The 15,435-nt window shown below is 67.7% G+C and carries 13 protein-coding genes; 1 reads left to right on the top strand and 12 read right to left on the bottom strand.

Features of this window, described 5'->3' with window-relative positions:
• Positions 1-273 precede the first annotated feature (273 nt).
• Entirely contained in the window at positions 274-3,354 is a 3,081-nt protein-coding gene (locus BAY15_RS09040; protein WP_068851450.1) for a TonB-dependent receptor, read from the top strand.
• Between the two features lie 385 nt (positions 3,355-3,739).
• Here the strand turns inward: BAY15_RS09040 and BAY15_RS09035 are convergent, their stop codons facing one another.
• The 12 genes from BAY15_RS09035 to hisG all read right to left on the bottom strand — a co-directional run bounded on the left by BAY15_RS09035 (position 3,740) and on the right by hisG (position 15,430).
• On the bottom strand, positions 3,740-4,477 hold the full coding sequence (locus tag BAY15_RS09035) for a copper homeostasis protein CutC (RefSeq protein ID WP_068851444.1): 738 nt from the start codon (positions 4,475-4,477) through the stop codon (positions 3,740-3,742).
• Positions 4,478-4,479: 2 nt separating this feature from the next.
• Positions 4,480-5,478: a N(4)-(beta-N-acetylglucosaminyl)-L-asparaginase gene (locus BAY15_RS09030; RefSeq protein WP_068851442.1), complete on the bottom strand. Its 999-nt coding sequence runs from the start codon at positions 5,476-5,478 to the stop codon at positions 4,480-4,482.
• A 50-nt stretch (positions 5,479-5,528) separates the two neighbouring features.
• Complete coding sequence (locus BAY15_RS09025; RefSeq protein ID WP_068854635.1) at positions 5,529-6,545, bottom strand: glucokinase; 1,017 nt, start codon at positions 6,543-6,545, stop codon at positions 5,529-5,531.
• A 125-nt stretch (positions 6,546-6,670) separates the two neighbouring features.
• The gene (locus BAY15_RS09020) at positions 6,671-8,269 is read right to left on the bottom strand and encodes a calcineurin-like phosphoesterase C-terminal domain-containing protein (protein ID WP_068851440.1); all 1,599 of its coding nucleotides are present in this window, start codon (positions 8,267-8,269) and stop codon (positions 6,671-6,673) included.
• Between the two features lie 89 nt (positions 8,270-8,358).
• Positions 8,359-8,982, bottom strand: coding sequence for a bifunctional phosphoribosyl-AMP cyclohydrolase/phosphoribosyl-ATP diphosphatase HisIE (gene hisIE / locus BAY15_RS09015; protein ID WP_068851439.1), 624 nt, complete (start codon positions 8,980-8,982; stop codon positions 8,359-8,361).
• Positions 8,972-9,748 carry an imidazole glycerol phosphate synthase subunit HisF gene (hisF, locus tag BAY15_RS09010; protein WP_068851437.1) on the bottom strand — a complete coding sequence of 259 codons (777 nt, stop codon included), beginning with the start codon at positions 9,746-9,748 and terminating at the stop codon, positions 8,972-8,974. Before hisF ends, hisIE begins: the two co-directional genes overlap by 11 nt.
• The gene (gene hisA, locus BAY15_RS09005; RefSeq protein ID WP_068851435.1) at positions 9,742-10,476 is read right to left on the bottom strand and encodes a 1-(5-phosphoribosyl)-5-[(5-phosphoribosylamino)methylideneamino]imidazole-4-carboxamide isomerase; all 735 of its coding nucleotides are present in this window, start codon (positions 10,474-10,476) and stop codon (positions 9,742-9,744) included. The genes hisF and hisA overlap by 7 nt, the downstream gene beginning before the upstream one ends.
• Positions 10,473-11,075 (bottom strand): imidazole glycerol phosphate synthase subunit HisH, encoded by a 603-nt coding sequence (hisH, locus tag BAY15_RS09000; protein ID WP_068851429.1) that lies wholly within the window; start codon positions 11,073-11,075, stop codon positions 10,473-10,475. Before hisH ends, hisA begins: the two co-directional genes overlap by 4 nt.
• Complete coding sequence (gene hisB, locus BAY15_RS08995; protein ID WP_068851426.1) at positions 11,072-12,145, bottom strand: bifunctional histidinol-phosphatase/imidazoleglycerol-phosphate dehydratase HisB; 1,074 nt, start codon at positions 12,143-12,145, stop codon at positions 11,072-11,074. The genes hisH and hisB overlap by 4 nt, the downstream gene beginning before the upstream one ends.
• Positions 12,142-13,230, bottom strand: coding sequence for a histidinol-phosphate transaminase (hisC, locus tag BAY15_RS08990; protein ID WP_068851423.1), 1,089 nt, complete (start codon positions 13,228-13,230; stop codon positions 12,142-12,144). Before hisC ends, hisB begins: the two co-directional genes overlap by 4 nt.
• Positions 13,227-14,522, bottom strand: coding sequence for a histidinol dehydrogenase (hisD, locus tag BAY15_RS08985; RefSeq protein WP_068851420.1), 1,296 nt, complete (start codon positions 14,520-14,522; stop codon positions 13,227-13,229). The genes hisC and hisD overlap by 4 nt, the downstream gene beginning before the upstream one ends.
• Complete coding sequence (gene hisG, locus BAY15_RS08980; RefSeq protein ID WP_068851417.1) at positions 14,519-15,430, bottom strand: ATP phosphoribosyltransferase; 912 nt, start codon at positions 15,428-15,430, stop codon at positions 14,519-14,521. Before hisG ends, hisD begins: the two co-directional genes overlap by 4 nt.
• Positions 15,431-15,435: the final 5 nt, after the last annotated feature.

Raw genomic sequence — 15,435 nt, 5'->3', positions numbered from 1 at the left:
CGGGATGCATTCTGCGGCGCAACATAACAAACCTCCCACTTGGGGCCATAGGCACATCTGCCCCCTCCCCGTCCATATTGCGCAGCAGCATGCGTCCCGCGCCCGGCCGTGTTAAAAATTCGCCGCCAACGGTTTAGATCGATCCAACTCCAAACCGTCACAGAACCGGCCATGGCGGGCGTGGGAAGCCTGTAACCCCGCGCCAATTCGGCCTCCGAATTTAGATCGATACAACGTGTCAGCCATACGTTTCAATCCAAGGGAGAGAGTGGAATGAACCAGATGTCCCGCAAACACGGCCGCGACGCGTTGTCGGCCGCCATCACCTTCGCATTGGCCGCCGCCGCCTTCGTGCCGGCCGCCGCGTTCGCGCAGCAGGCCACCACCCCGACCGAGGCCCCCTCGGCGACCACGCTCGACAGCGTGCAGGTGACCGGCTACCGCTACGCCATCGAGAAGAGCCTGCAGCAGAAGCGCGACGCCAACGCCGTGGTCGAAGTGATCACGGCCGAAGACGTGGGCAAGTTCCCCGACAAGAACGTCGCCGATTCGCTGCAGCGCGTGCCGGGCGTGGTGATCACCCGTGACGGCGGCGAAGGCAAGAGCGTCAGCGTGCGCGGCCTGGACCCGGACCTGACCCTGACCCAGTTGAACGGCAATTACATCGCCACCTCGGAAACCAATGACGAGGCGAGCCGTTCGTTCAATTACACCCTGCTGCCGTCGAACATGCTGTCCAGCGCCGAGCTGTTCAAGTCGCCCGAAGCGCGCATCGACGAAGGCGGCATCGGCGGCACGGTCATCCTGCACACCCGCCGCCCGCTGGAGATGGAGTCCAACTCCGGCTACGTGACCCTGGAAGGCACCTCCTCGGACAACAGCCGTGACGTCGACCCGCAGGCGTCGGCGCTCTACTCCTGGCACAGCGACGACGAGCGCTTCGGCGTGCTGGTCGGCGTGACCCAGCAGAAGCGCACCAGCCGCACCATGGAAGCCACCACGGAAAACTACCAGTGGTATGGCACCGACACCACCGCGCGCGACGTGTTCGGCAATGACATGAACCAGGGGGGCGTCAACTACTGGTGGGGCAACTCCGGCTTCAACGACCAGAACGGCCGCAACTACACCGACTTCTACATGCCGACCTCGGTGAACTTCGCGGTCAAGGAAGAAGAGCGCCAGCGCAAGGGCGGTCAGTTCACCTTCCAGTTCAAGCCGACCGACAACGTAACGCTGACGGCGAACTACTTCCGCTTCGAGCTGGAGGGTGACTACACCCAGAACATGCTCAAGATTCCGGAATGGAACATGGCCCGCTACAACCAGGACGGCAACTGGGCCGGCGGTCGCCTGCTCAACGGCCTGACCATGGATCCCAGCGGCTCCATCGTCACCGGCGCGCAGTTCGAGAAGATCCCGGGCAAGACCTACTACTGCAGTGAAGACGAAGCTGCCGCCGCCGGCCTCCCGCCGGGTGGCTGGGGTCCGGACGATTGCACCATCCCCACCCCGCAGCTGACCGGCGATTACAGCCGCGAAAAGGCGCTGTCGCAGACCGCCGACCTGAGCGTCGACTGGGACATCAGCCCGCTGTGGAAGGCGTCCTTCAGCGGCGGCCGCACCTGGTCCGAAGGTGGCCCGTCGATGAAGTTCCGCATGTCGGCCAAGCCGCGCCGCCGTGTCGATGGCGTGTGGCAGACCGGCAACCAGTACTCGGCATGGGACCTGACCGGCACGCCGTCGGCCACGTTCTCGCCCGACCTGCAGCAGCAGCTGATGAACGGCATTGCTGAAGTGGACACCGGCTCGACCGATTCGTCCTGGATGCAGACCGAGATCAAGCAGAACCACTTCCAGGCCGACTTCACCAAGCTGTTCGAGACCGGCTGGCTGGATTCGTTCCAGTTCGGCGCCAAGTACAGCGATGGCAAGGTCCACCGCAATACCGGCAACACCTACTGGGTCTGCCCGGGCACCGACCCGGCGGACTACGACAACAACCGCTACCAGGCGGGCTGCGACAACACGGCCGGCATCGCGCAGCCGGGCTTCTTCCTGTCCAACCCGATCAGCGGCATCAACGGCGGTTTCAACGCCAACGTGTTCCCCGGCATCAACTACCCGGCGTACATCAACTACCTCAACGACCGCTACGGCGGTTCGCACAACCGCACCGAAGAAGATTTCGTCTACAACGTCAACGAGAAGGTCTACGCCGGCTACTTCCAGGCCAACTTCCGTACCGAGCGCCTGCGCGGTAACGTCGGCCTGCGCATGGTGCGTACCGAGCAGTTCGCACAGTCCAGCGATGCGATCGAACGCTTCAACGACTACTTCCTGGACAACGCGTCCGGCGCACCGATGTCGTGTACCGACCCGGCGGCGGCAGCGTTCCCGACCTACGGTTGCGAAAGCGGCTTCGTCCGCCTGCCCGACAGCCTGGCGCGGCAGAAGTCGTTCGAGCTGATCGGCACCGACAAGACCTACACCGACTTCCTGCCGAGCTTCAACATCGCCTGGGACATCACCGAGAACCTGGTGCTGCGCGGCGCGGCATCGAAGGTGATCGCGCGCCCGAGCTACACCAGCATTGCCGCACCGGGCGCACTGAGCTACTACAGCGCCGAGTACGTCAATGACCGTCGCGTCGCCGGTGGCGCGCCGCAGGAAGGCTGGCAGGGCCACGGCAGCAACAAGAACCTGGAGCCGTTCGAGGCCACCCAGTTCGACGTGGGCCTGGAGTGGTACTTCAAGCCGGGCGCGGTCGCGGGTATCGGCCTGTTCCGCAAGAACGTGGACAACTTCACCGTGCCGGTGGTGCGTGACGTGCAGATGGTGGTCGGCGGCGAGTCGGTCACGGTGCAGGATTACGAGACCCAGGCCAACGGCCGCGATGGCGTGTCGCAGGGCGTGGAACTGTACGGTCAGTACACGTTCGACATGGGCTTCGGTGTGCAGGCCAACTACACCTACAACGACACCAACCTGGCCTCGATCGTGCTCGATGGTGAAAGCATCGGTTCGTCGCCGCTGGTCGGCAGCGCCAAGAACCAGGCCAACGTGACGGTGTTCTACGAGAACGAAAAGTTCCTGGCACGTGCCTCGTACAACCGTCGCGGTGAAGTGGTCGGCGGCCTGAACGGCGGCATGACCGAGTACACCGAGCCTTACGCACAGCTCGACCTCAACGTGGCCTACAACTTCACCGACGCGCTGACCTTCACCGCCTCCGTGTTGAATGCCACCAAGGAAGAACAGCGCGTCCACCTCGGCAACGATACCGATGCCCGTCTGATCTCCAGCCTGTACTCGGGCCGCCAGCTGTACTTCGGCGCGACCTACAAGTTCTAAGCGTCAACCCACCCCTGCCTTCGGGCAGGGGAAACGCTCCTCCACGGCAACCGCGCTTTCATAGGCGGTTGTCGTCTTTTTTGGGCGTCGGCTTCGATTATTTTCATGCGTTACCGGGCGCGGTGTGTTTCACGGCAGTCGTTTGGGAACCGACCCTACCGCGCCGTAGCGGTTTGCACCCTCGTAGAGCCACGCCGTGCGTGGCTGCTTTAGCCAACCGCACACGCAATCCGTCGGGGAGGCAGGCGGGCAGCCCCTGTAGGGACTGTCAAAAACATGGATGTTTTTGCCAAGCCCCCAAGGATGGGTTTACGGCGTGTCCCGTAAGGGGCTGCCCGACTGCCTCCCTGCTCGTAGCATTGAAGACGCTGCTTTTGCTGTTGCCTTACGAGACGATACCGTCCAGCGCAGCGCGCAACCCAGCCACGATGTTGGCATCCGTCTGCGTCCAGTCGTTGTCCAGGCCACGCGGGTCGTCATTGCGATAACGCATGCCCGAGACGCGGACCGCCTTTGCAGAGGCGTGCAGTTCACGGCATCCGGTAGCCGTGGCGATGCCCGCGACATTGCCCGGACCAATACCCGCTCCGGCCATCACGGAAAGGCGATCACCTGCCTGGGCGACCAGCCTGGCCAGCATGTCGCTGCCCGCTTCCGCGCTGGCCTGGCCACCGGAACTCAGAATCCGCTGGCAGCCCAGCGCGATCACCTGCTCCAACGCGGTCGGCAGGTCACGCGCAGCGTCGAACGCCCGGTGGAAGGTGACGCCCAGCGGCCCCGCGGCGGCGACCAGTTCGCGGCACAGCGCGGCGTCGATGTTGCCGTCGGCATCCAGTGCGCCGATCACCACCCCGTCGCACCCCAACTGCCGGCACTGTGCGATATCGCGCAGCATGATGTCGGTTTCCAGGGCGTCGTAACGGAAGTCGCCCGGGCGCGGGCGGATCAGCACGAACAGCGGAATCCGTAACCGATCCCTCGCCACCGCGATGCTGCCGTGGGACGGCGTGGTGCCGCCCTCGGCCAGGTTGTCGAACAGTTCGATGCGGTCGGCACCGCCCTGCTGCGCCGCCAGGGCCGATGCAACGGAGTTCGAGGCGATCTCGAGCGTGCACCGCTGCATGCTCAGGTCTGCTCGCTGGTGTATACCGAGGCCGAATCGCGCAGGTCGTCCTGCCGATCCTTGTCGCATACCGCGTAGACGAAACCGCGATGCAGCGCGTACGCGCCGACCTCGCCATTGCGGTCCATGGCCAGGAAACAGACCTGCAGCGTCCTGCTGGCTTCGGGGCGCTTGCGTACCACCCGTGCGATCGCCTCGCGGCAGGCTTCTGCCGGAGAGCGGCCCTGGCGCATCAGTTCCACCACCAGGAATGACGCCGCGTTGCGGATCATTTCCTCGCCTACGCCCGACGCGGTGGCCGCGCCCACCTCGTTGTCCACGTACAGGCCGGCACCGATGATCGGGCTGTCACCCACCCGCCCATGCAGCTTCCACGCCATGCCGCTGGTGGTGCAGGCCCCGGCCAGCTGGCCCTGTGTGTCCATGGCGAGGATGCCGAGCGTGTCGTGGTTGCTGCTGTCGCCTGGCCGCGTGCGCCGTTCGGCGTTGATCTCGGGGGTGTACTGCGCGGTCTTCAACCACTCCCGCCAGGCTTTTTCCGCAGCCGGAGTGAGCAGTTTTTCGCGCTTGAAGCCCTGCTGCACCGCGAACTGCTGGGCCCCCTCGCCTACCAGCATCACGTGCGGAGTCTGTTCCATCACTTTGCGGGCAACCGATACCGGGTGCAGGATCTCGCTCAGCGCCGCCACCGAACCACAGCGGCCGTCGCCGGCCATGATGCTGGCATCCAGGCTCAGCACCCCGTCACGGTCGGGGTTGCCGCAGCGCCCCACGGTCGGATTGCACAGTTCGCTTTCCGCCCAGCGCGCTCCGGTTTCCACCGCATCCAACGCACTGCCGCCGGTGGACAACACCTTCCACGCGGCCTGGTTGGCGCCGACGCCGAAATCCCAGGTGGACACCACCCGCGCGCGCCCGCTGGCCTGGGCCTGCACGCGCGGAAACGCCATCACGCCTGCGGCCAATGCACCGGCCTGTAGGAACTGTCTACGATCAGTCACTGGTTGCTCTCCCAACGCCGTGAACCAGCCCGGGAGGGCCGGGAAAATGCTTATGCGGCCGCGCAGCGATGTTCGGCGTGCCATACAGCCGCGCCCACCACGCCCAGCTCGCCATGTTCGACCCGCCACACCGGCACCTGCTCCAGCACCCGGCGCATCACGCCCTTGGCCAGGAAACGGGTGCGGAAATGGCCATCGTCGAGGAAACGGGCCACGTGGCTGGAGATGCCGCCGGCCAGGTACACCGAGCGCGCCCCGAAGGTCACCGCCAGGTCACCGGCCAGGCTGCCCAGCCAACCGCAGAACACCTCCATCGTCTCCACCGCCAGCGCGTCGTCGCCCGCGTGCGCGGCGGCGATCAAGGCTTCCGGCGTGGTCCACTGCGGTTCCACCCCGCGAATGCCGCACAGGCAGGGATACAGGTTCATCAGGCCGCTGCCGGACAGGATGCGTTCGTTGTCCACGTGGTCCCAGCGCGCCAGCATCTGCTGCAGCACCTGCAGTTCCAGTGCGGTGCCGGCGCCGAGCGCGGCATGGCCGGCTTCGCTGGCCAGCACCGCGCGTGCACCGGCCTCGAAGCGCAGTGCGCCGCCCAGCCCCGTGCCCGGGCCCAGCACCAGGGCGGGCCAGCGGTTGCCATCGGCCGGCTCGCCGTTCAACGCCACCAGGGTGTCCGCTGCCACGTGCGGAATCGCATAGGCGACAGCTTCGAAATCGTTGATCAGGTCCAGCGTGGCGAGCCCTGCGTCCCGGCGCGTGTCCGCCACCGAGACCGGCCACGGCAGGTTGGTGTTGACCAGGTGGTCGCCTTCCAGCAACCCGGCAATGGCGACCACGGCGGTGGCCGGCGCCAGGTGCTGCGAGGCCCGGAACGCGGCGAGGATGGCCGCCAGGCTGGGGAACTCGGCGCAGGCAAAACGACGCAGGTTGCGGATGCGCGGCGCCTGGCCGGGCACCACGTCGGCCAGGGCGAGGCGTGCGTAGGTACCGCCGACATCGGCGACGATCAACGTGTCGCCTTGGGAACCCGCGCGCGGGTGGACCGGATGCGCGTCCGGGAACGGTATTGCAACGCTCACGCGCAGGCCTTGGGTGGATTCGATGTCATTGCCGGGATTTTCGGTGATCGTGTTGGCTTTGCAAAGCCGGGGTTTGCCGTACCTGGGCGTATTGCGGTGTGCGCCCTGGACCGTTACGGGTTGGCTACCTGCAGGCGGTAGGTGGTACTGGCCGTTGCCGTGGGGCCGTCGGCGTGGACCGCGCGGACGTCCACTTTGTGGGCGCCAGCGGCCAGATCCGTCGGCAGCGCGCCGCGCCAGAGGTGCGGCGAGGGCGTGGCTTCGGGCGAGCGGTCGAAACCGCGCAGGCGTTCGGCGGTGTCGTCGGCGACGTTCTCGACCACCAGGCGGGGGTCCGGCTGCTCCACCCGTTTCATGCTCTGCCACGCGCCATCGTCGACGCGATACTCGACGAGCGTGTCTGCCTGGCCCATGAACACGTTGGCGTACACGCCCCAAGCCGGGTAGGCGCCCTTGCGCAGCACCTTCGGCGCGTGCAGGGCGATCTGGTAATCATCCGGCGCGCGCGCCACGTAATAGCGCAGGCCGTACTCGCCACCGGGCTTCACCGAGAGCACTGCGTATCCATTCGGGGTGCCGTCGCTCATCGTGGCATCTGGAATGCCGCTGCTGTCTTTCACGCCTGACCAGAACGCACCGCAGGCCGCGCCCACGTTGTACTCATGCAGCGGCTTGCTGCCCTGCCAGCCTTCGGCCGCACCGTGGTAGTAGTGCTGCTGGGTGTGGCTGTGCCCGCTGAGAACCAGCACGTTCGGGAAATCCTTGAGCAGGGCGAACAGACGCGCGCGGTCGGCGTGGCGGAAGGTCTCGCGGCCCGGCGCGGCATCGAACAGCGGAATGTGCATGCCCAGCACCAGCAGGCGATCACGCGGCACGCTCTTGAGGTAGTTGGCCAGGAAGGTGAACTGGTCCGGGCGGAGGCCGCCGACGTACTTCGGCTTCGCCGTCGGGTCATACACCACGTCATCCAGGAACACGAAGCTGGCGCCGCCCTCCTCCACCGCGTAGGTGTCCGGGCCATAGACCGCGCGCCAGCTGTCCAGAGAATGGCGGTCATCGCCGGCATCCATGTCCAGGTCGTGGTTGCCCGGCACATGGAACCACGGCACCTGCAGCTGTGCGGTGGCCTTGTTGATCTGCGGGTACAGCGACAGATCGTCGTTGACGATGTCGCCCAGCGTGGTGCCCAGCCGCGCCGGATGCTTGCCGATGATCGGTTCGACGATGGCGCGATGGTAATAGCCCACGTCCTGGCGGCTGGCGGTCTGCGAATCGGTGAATACCAGCATCTCGAAGCCGGCGCGTGCGGCGTCGGCGTCCTTGACCGGCTCCAATGCGAAATCCCAGTTGCGCACGTTGCCGCCGGTGGCGGCGATGCCGTCGTACTTCAACCGCGGCGACCCCTGCGGGGCGAAGTGCCGCCAGTAGCTGGGCATGCCGTTGGCCGCGACGGGGAAGCGGAATTCGTCGGGCTTGATCACGAACACGGTCTGGCCATCGCGCACCGGCAGGCTGTAGCTGCCGTCGGCGGCGCTGCGCACGATCTGCTCACCGTTGGAGACCTGCACCCCTGCCAGCGCCGGGTCGGTCGGACCGCGACCGGGCTTGCCGTCACGCTCCTGGTAGACCTTGCCGGTCACGGTGGCCTCGCTGGCCCAGGCAGGTGCGGACATCAACAGCAGGCAGGCCAGCCAGGCAGCAGTGCGGGTCATCGAGGCGTTCCGTTGGAGGTGGGCGATTGTAAAGCCGCACATCATCCCCTGTGGCCCGTTTCAACGACGTTAAATGACGTGCTTCCCGCTCAACCGGCGTGGCGGGCCACCAGCACCCCCACCGCATCCTGCAGCGACAGCCCACGGGCGCGCAGCAGCACGGTGAGGTGGAACAGCAGGTCGGCCGATTCGCCAAGCAGTGCGCCGTCGTCCTGCACCACGCCAGCCAGTGCCGTCTCTACGCCCTCTTCGCCCACTTTCTGCGCGATCCGGCGCAGACCCTGCTCGAACAGGGTGGTGGTGTAGCTGTTGGCCGGGCGCTGCTGTTCGCGTTCGCGCACCAGCGCGTCGAGGCGACCGAGGAAATTGCCGGGCGCCTGGGCGAAGCAGCTTTCGCTGCCGGTATGGCAGGTCGGGCCGGCCGGGCGCGCGCTCACCAGCAGGGTGTCGCGGTCGCAGTCCACGCGCACGGCGACCACCGCCAGCACGTTGCCGGACGATTCGCCCTTGGTCCAAAGCCGCTGCTTGCTGCGGCTATAGAAGGTCATGCGCCCGGTTTCCAGGGTCAGCGCCAGCGATTCGGCGTTGGCGTAGCCCAGCATCAGCACCGCGAGCGTATCGACGTCCTGCACCACCACGGGCAACAGCCCATCGCCCTTGGCCCAGTCCAGCTGTTCCAGCGACTCACGGGAGGGCAATACTTCAATAGACATCACGAACCTCGATCTGCTGCTCGCGCAGGAACTGCTTGAGCGCGGGAATGGCGATGGCGCCACTGTGGAACACGCTGGCGGCCAGCGCACCGTCGACATCGGCCTGGTCGAATACATCGGCGAAGTGCTGCATGTCGCCGGCACCGCCGGAGGCGATCAGCGGCACGCTGCACAGCGCCCGCGCCTGGCGCAGCTGGGCCACGTCGTAGCCGCGGCGCACGCCGTCGCTGTCCATGCAGTTGAGCACGATCTCGCCGGCGCCGCGGCGCTGGGCTTCCACCAGCCAGTCCAGGGTCCGCACCGGCACCGCCTGGGTCTTGTCCGGGTCGCCGCTGAAGCGGCGCAAGCGCCACTCGCCATCGGGCTCGCGTACCGAATCGATGCCGACCACCACGCACTGCACGCCGAAAGCATCGGCCAGCTCTTCGATCAGCGCGGGGCGGCCCAGCGCCGGCGAGTTGATCGAGATCTTGTCCGCGCCGGCATACAGCACGCGGCGGGCGGTCTCCACGTCGCTGATCCCACCCGCCACGCAGAACGGAATGTCGATCAGCCGCGCGATGCGCTCGATCCAGCCCACGTCTACCGCGCGCCCTTCCGGGCTGGCGCCGATGTCGTAGAACACCAGCTCGTCGGCGCCCTGGTCGCGGTAGCGCAGCGCCAGCTCGGCGATGTCGCCCATGTCCACGTGATCGCGGAAGCGCACGCCCTTGACTACGCGGCCATCGCGTACGTCCAGGCACGGAATCAGCCGGCGGCTCAACATGTCAGCGCCTCCTGCAGGGTCATGCGGCCTTCCAGCAGCGCCTTGCCGAGGATCGCCCCGCCGCAGCCGACGGCCTTTGCGTCGGCCACGTCTGCGCCACTGCGCACCCCGCCCGAGGCCTGCACCGCTACACCAGGCAGCAGGGCGGAGAGATGACGGTAGAGGTCGATGTTGGGGCCTGACAGCATGCCGTCGCGGGCGATATCGGTGCACAGCAGATGGCGCATGCCGGCCTGCGCATAGCGCTGGGCCAGCACGTCCAGGGTCACGTCGGCAGTTTCGGTCCAGCCATGTACCGGCAGCAGCCAGCGGCCGTCGTCGGCCTGGCGCGCGTCCAGGGCGATGGTCAGGCGTTCGGCGCCGAACGCCTGCAGCCAGCCGATCACGGTCTCCGGCTCGCGTACCGACACCGAGCCCACCACCACGCGCGCCGCGCCGGCATCCAGCAGCCGCGCCACATCGTCGCGGCGGCGGATGCCGCCACCGGTCTGCACCTTCAGGCCGCTTTCGCTGGCAATCGCGCTGAGCAGCGGGGCCAGGGTGTAGCCGCCGGCGCGCGCGGCGTCCAGGTCGACCAGGTGCATCCAGCTCGCACCCGCTGCAGCGAACGCCTTCGCTCGCGGCAGCGGATCGTCGCCGTAGGTGGTCTGCTGGGCGTAGTCGCCCTGCAGCAGGCGCACCACGCGCCCCTCACGGATGTCCAACGCGGGATAGACGGTGAAACTCATGCGGGTTCGTTCTCGAGAAAGTTGCGCAGGATCCGCGCGCCGGTGGCGGCGGAACGCTCGGGGTGGAACTGCGCGCCGCTGTGGCTGCCGCGCTGCACCACCGCCGCGAACAGGCCGCCGTGGTCGCAGGCGGCCACGGTGTGTTCGTTCAAGGGGGCGGCGTAGCTGTGCACGAAGTAGGCGCTGGCGCGGTCGGCCACGCCATCCATCAACGCGGCCTGGCGCAGCGGCAGCAGCCGGTTCCAGCCCATGTGCGGGACGCGGATGCCGGTCGCCGGGTGCAGGTGGCGGACCACGCCCGGCAGCAGGCCCAGGCATTCCACGTTGCCCTCTTCGGAGTGTTCGAACAGCAGCTGCATGCCCAGGCAGATGCCCAGCAGTGGCACCTGCAGCTCACGCAGCGGCTGCACCAGGCCCTGCGCATGCAGGCGTGCCATGCCGTGCGGCGCCGCGCCCACGCCGGGCAGGATCACCCGCGATGCGCCGCGCAGGCCCGCCGCATCGCGCACCAGTTGCACGCGTGCCCCCAGTCGCTCCAGTGCGTAGCGCACCGAGCCGAGATTGGCGCCGCCGGCATCGATGAGGGCAACGTCGGTCACAGCGCCCCCTTGGTGCTGGGCAGCGCCGTGCCCTGCCGCGGCAGCGCCTGGCGCAGTGCGCGGGCCAGCGCCTTGAAGCAGGCTTCCACCTTGTGGTGGTCATTGTCGCCGCGCACGCTCAGGTGCAGGTTCAGGCCCGAGGCATCGCACAGCGAGCGGAAGAAGTGCGGCACCAGCTCGGTCGGCATGTCGCCCACGCGCTCGCGTTTGAACTCGCCTTCGAACACGAAGTATGGGCGGCCGCTGAAGTCCAGCGCGGCGCTGGCCAGGGTTTCGTCCATCGGCAGGGTGAAGCCGTAGCGGCCGATCCCGCGCTTGTCGCCCAGTGCTTCGCGAAGGGCCTGGCCCAGCGCCAGCCCGGTATCTTCGATGGTGTGGTGCTCGTCGATGTGCAGGTCGCCTTCGGCCTGCACGCTCAATGCAAAACCGCCGTGCTTGCCGATCTGCTCCAGCATGTGGTCGAAGAACGGCAGCCCGGTGTGGGTCTGCGGTTCGGCGGTGCGGTCCAGGTCGACCTCGACCCGGATGCGGGTTTCCTTGGTGTTGCGCTGTACGGTGGCGCGGCGTGGCGCATCGGCCAGTTCATGGGCGATGCCGTTCCAGTCCCACTCGCCGCCAAACTGTCCGGTGCGCAGCTGGAAGCCACGGATGTTCATGTTCTGCGCGAACTGGATATCGGTCGGGCGGTCACCGACCATGGCCGAGCGCGCCCAGTCGATGCTGCGGTCCTGCAGGTACGGCAGCATCATGCCGATGCCGGGCTTGCGCGTGGGCGCGTTGTCGTGCGGCCAGGTGCCATCGATCAACACGTCACGGAACACGATGCCCTGGCTGGCGAAGATCTGCAGCATCAGGTCGTTGGGGCCGTCGAAGGACGCCTGCGGGTAGCCTTCGCTGCCCAGCCCGTCCTGGTTGCTGACGATCACGAACTGGTAGCCGGCATCGCGCAGCTTCAGCATCGCCGGGATCACATCGCGCACGAAGCGGATCTTTTCGTAGGCGTCGATCTGGAAATCGGCGGGCTCTTCGATCAGGGTGCCGTCGCGGTCGACGAACAGGATGGGGGTCATGCGGCGGCCCTCCGGGCGCTGAGTACCTGGAGCACGCGGTCGTTCTCCTCCGGGCTGCCAACGGTGATGCGCAGTGCATCGTGCAGTTGCGGCGCGGCGCGCTGGTCGCGCACCACCACGCCAGCGGCGAGCAGCGCGTCGAACGCGGCCTGGGCGTCACTGAAACGCACCAGCAGGTAATTGCCCTGCGAGGGGTACACGCGGACCACGCCGGGGGCCTGCTGCAGGGCCGCCGCCAGGCGGCCACGTTCGGCCTTGATCTGGGCCACGCGCGACGCGGTGACCTCGAGCGCGGCCGGTTCCAGCGCGGCCAGGGCCAGTGCAGTACACGGCGCGGGCACCGGGTACGGGGCCTGGCAACGGCGCAGCGTCTGGATCAACGCGGGGGTGGCGATCAGGCTGCCGATCCGAGCGGCGGCCAGGGCGTGGGCCTTGGACAGGGTGCGCAGCACCGCTACGTTGTCACGGTGCGCCAGCAGACTGCTGGCCGATCCCTGCTCCGCATACTCGCCGTAGGCCTCATCCACCACCACCAGTGCCCTGCCCTGCAGCGCCCGGGCAACGCGTTCGATGTCGTCCAGCGAGATCGTGCTGCCGGCCGGGTTCGACGGCGTGCACAGGAACACCAGCTTGGCGTTGCCCGCCAGGGCGGCGGCGATGATGGCGTCGATATCCGCCTCCAACGCATCCCCGGCATTCCGCAGCGGCACTTCCAGCAGCGGTGCATTCTGCAGGCGCGCGCACACCGCATACATGCCGAACACCGGTGGGGTCACCAGCACGGCGTCGCGGCCGGGTTCGCACAGTGCGCGCACCAGCAGGTCGATGGCTTCATCGCTGCCACGGCCGATCAGCAGCTGGTCGGGAGAGCAGCCGTACAGCGCGGCCAGCCGCGCGCGCAGCGCTTCGGGTTGCGGTTCGGGGTAGCGGCGGGCGATGCCCTGCGCGTCGGCAGGATTGGCCCAGGCCGATTCATTGGCATTAAGCCATACGTCGCCCACCAGCGCGCTGCTGCGTGCCGAGGAATACCCGGCGAACGCGCGCAGGTCGCTGCGCACCAGGTCGAGCACGGTACCGGCGCTCATGCGGCCGTCTCCATGCGCAGTGCCACCGCGTTCTCGTGCGCGTCCAGACCTTCGGCACGCGCCAGCACGCGCGCGCAGTTGCCGATGGCGGCGATGCCCTGTGCGGTGGCGGCCTGCACGCTGATCATGTTCTGGAAGCTGGCCACGCTCACCCCGCTGTAGGCGCGCGCGGCGCCGGCAGTGGGCAGCACGTGGTTGGTGCCGCTGCAGTAATCGCCCAGCGCTTCGGGGGTGTAATCACCCAGGAACACCGAACCGGCTGCTTCCACCTGCGCCAGCCAGTCGCGCGGTTCGCGCAGCGCCAGGATCAGGTGCTCGGGGGCGTAGCGGTTGCTGATCTGGAAGGCCTGCACCAGCGAATCGACCAGGATCAGGCGCGAGGACTGCAGTGCCTGCCCGGCGATGTCGGCGCGCGAGAGCTGCGCCAACTGTACCTGCACCTGCGCTTCGACCCTGGCCAGCATGTCGGCATCATCGGTAAGCAGCAGCACCTGCGAATCGGGGCCGTGTTCGGCCTGCGAAAGCAGATCGGCGGCGACGAAGGCGGGGTTGGCGCCGGCATCGGCGATCACCAGGACTTCGGAAGGGCCGGCCGGCATGTCGATCGCCGCCGCGCCATCCTGGGCGACCTGCTGCTTGGCTTCGGTCACGTAGCTGTTGCCCGGGCCATACAGCTTGTCGCAGGCAGGTACGCTGGCCGTTCCGTAAGCCATGGCGGCAATCGCCTGCGCACCGCCCAGCTTGAACACGCGGTGCACGCCGGTCAGGCGCGCGGCGACCAGCACGGCCGGATCGGCGCTTCCATCTCGGCGCGGCGGGGTGCACAGCACCACTTCACGGCAACCGGCCAGCTGTGCCGGCACGCCGAGCATCAACGCGGTGGACGGCAGCGGCGCGCTGCCCGCCGGCACGTACAGGCCGACGCGGCCAATCGGCCGCACCATGCGTTCGCAGCGCACGCCCGGCGCGGTTTCCACCGCGTAACCCTGGCTCATGCCGGCCTTGTGGAACAGGCGGATGCGCTCGGCGGCCTCGGTCATCGCCTGGCGCAGTTCGACCGGTACCGCACGCTCGGCGGCGGCGAATTCCTCATCATTCACTTCAAACGAGGCCGGGGCCACGCCGTCGAAACGCAGGCTGATTTCGCGCAGGGCGGCATCACCATCATCACGCACCGCCGCGATCAGCGCGGCCACCGATTCGCGGGTACGCGCGGCCACGGCCTGCACCGGACGCTGCAGCGCCTGTGCCTGTTCGGTGTCGCTCAACTGGGACCATTGCAGACGATTCATGCCAGCGACCGCTCCACGCTCAACACCATCAACCCCTGGGCGCCTGCGCGCTCCAGCTCTTCCAACCGCTGCCAGGTCAATGCGCCGTGGCACATGGTCTGCAAACGCAGGCGGCCGCCATCATCGGGCAACTGCACCAGGGGGTCGGCATCGGGCAACAGGCGGGCCAGTTCAGACACGCGGTCCAGTTCGGCGCGGAACATCAGCAGCTTGCTGTCCTGCAGCTTCACCACGCCGTCGAGTCGGCGCAGCAGCATGGCCATCAGGCCAGCGCGGGCATCGTCGGGGGTTTTCACCGGCCCGGCCAGCACGGCTTCGCTTTCCAGCAGCGTTTCCACCGGCTTGAGCTGGTTGGCGGCCAGGGTGGCGCCGCTGGAGACCAGGTCGCAGATCAGGTCGGCGGTGCCCAGCCGCGGAGCGATCTCCACCGAACCGGACAGCTCCACCACCTGGGCATCCACGCCGCGCTCGGCCAGCCAGTCGGCCAGGATCGCGGGGTAGCTGGTGGCGATGCGCTTGCCGGCCAGCTGCTGCACGCCCTGCCAGTCCCATTCCTCGGGCACGGCCAGCATCAGCCGGCACTGGCCGAAGTTCAGGCCGCGCAGCGCCTGGTAGGCATCGGGCAGGCCGATGCGGCGGCGCGCGGCGCCCTGCTCGTCCAGTTCATTGCGGCCGACGATGCCGAAATCGCAGACGCCGTCGGCGATCAGGCCGGGGATGTCGTCATCGCGCACCAGCAGCAGGTCCACCGGCAGCGATTCGCCGTAGCAGAACAGCTTGTCGCGGCTCTGCCGCCAGCTCAGCCCGCAGGCGGTCAACAGGCTGCGCGCCGGTTCGGCCAGGCGCCCGCTCTTCTGGATGGCAATACGCAGCCGGTCACGTGCCGGGGCGGTCTGGGTTGCACTCATGGGGG

Source organism: Stenotrophomonas rhizophila, from assembly GCF_001704155.1.
GTDB classification, from domain to species: domain Bacteria; phylum Pseudomonadota; class Gammaproteobacteria; order Xanthomonadales; family Xanthomonadaceae; genus Stenotrophomonas; species Stenotrophomonas rhizophila_A.
The sequence above is the reverse complement of the archived record's forward strand: the minus strand, read 5'-3'. Positions and strand labels throughout refer to the sequence as shown.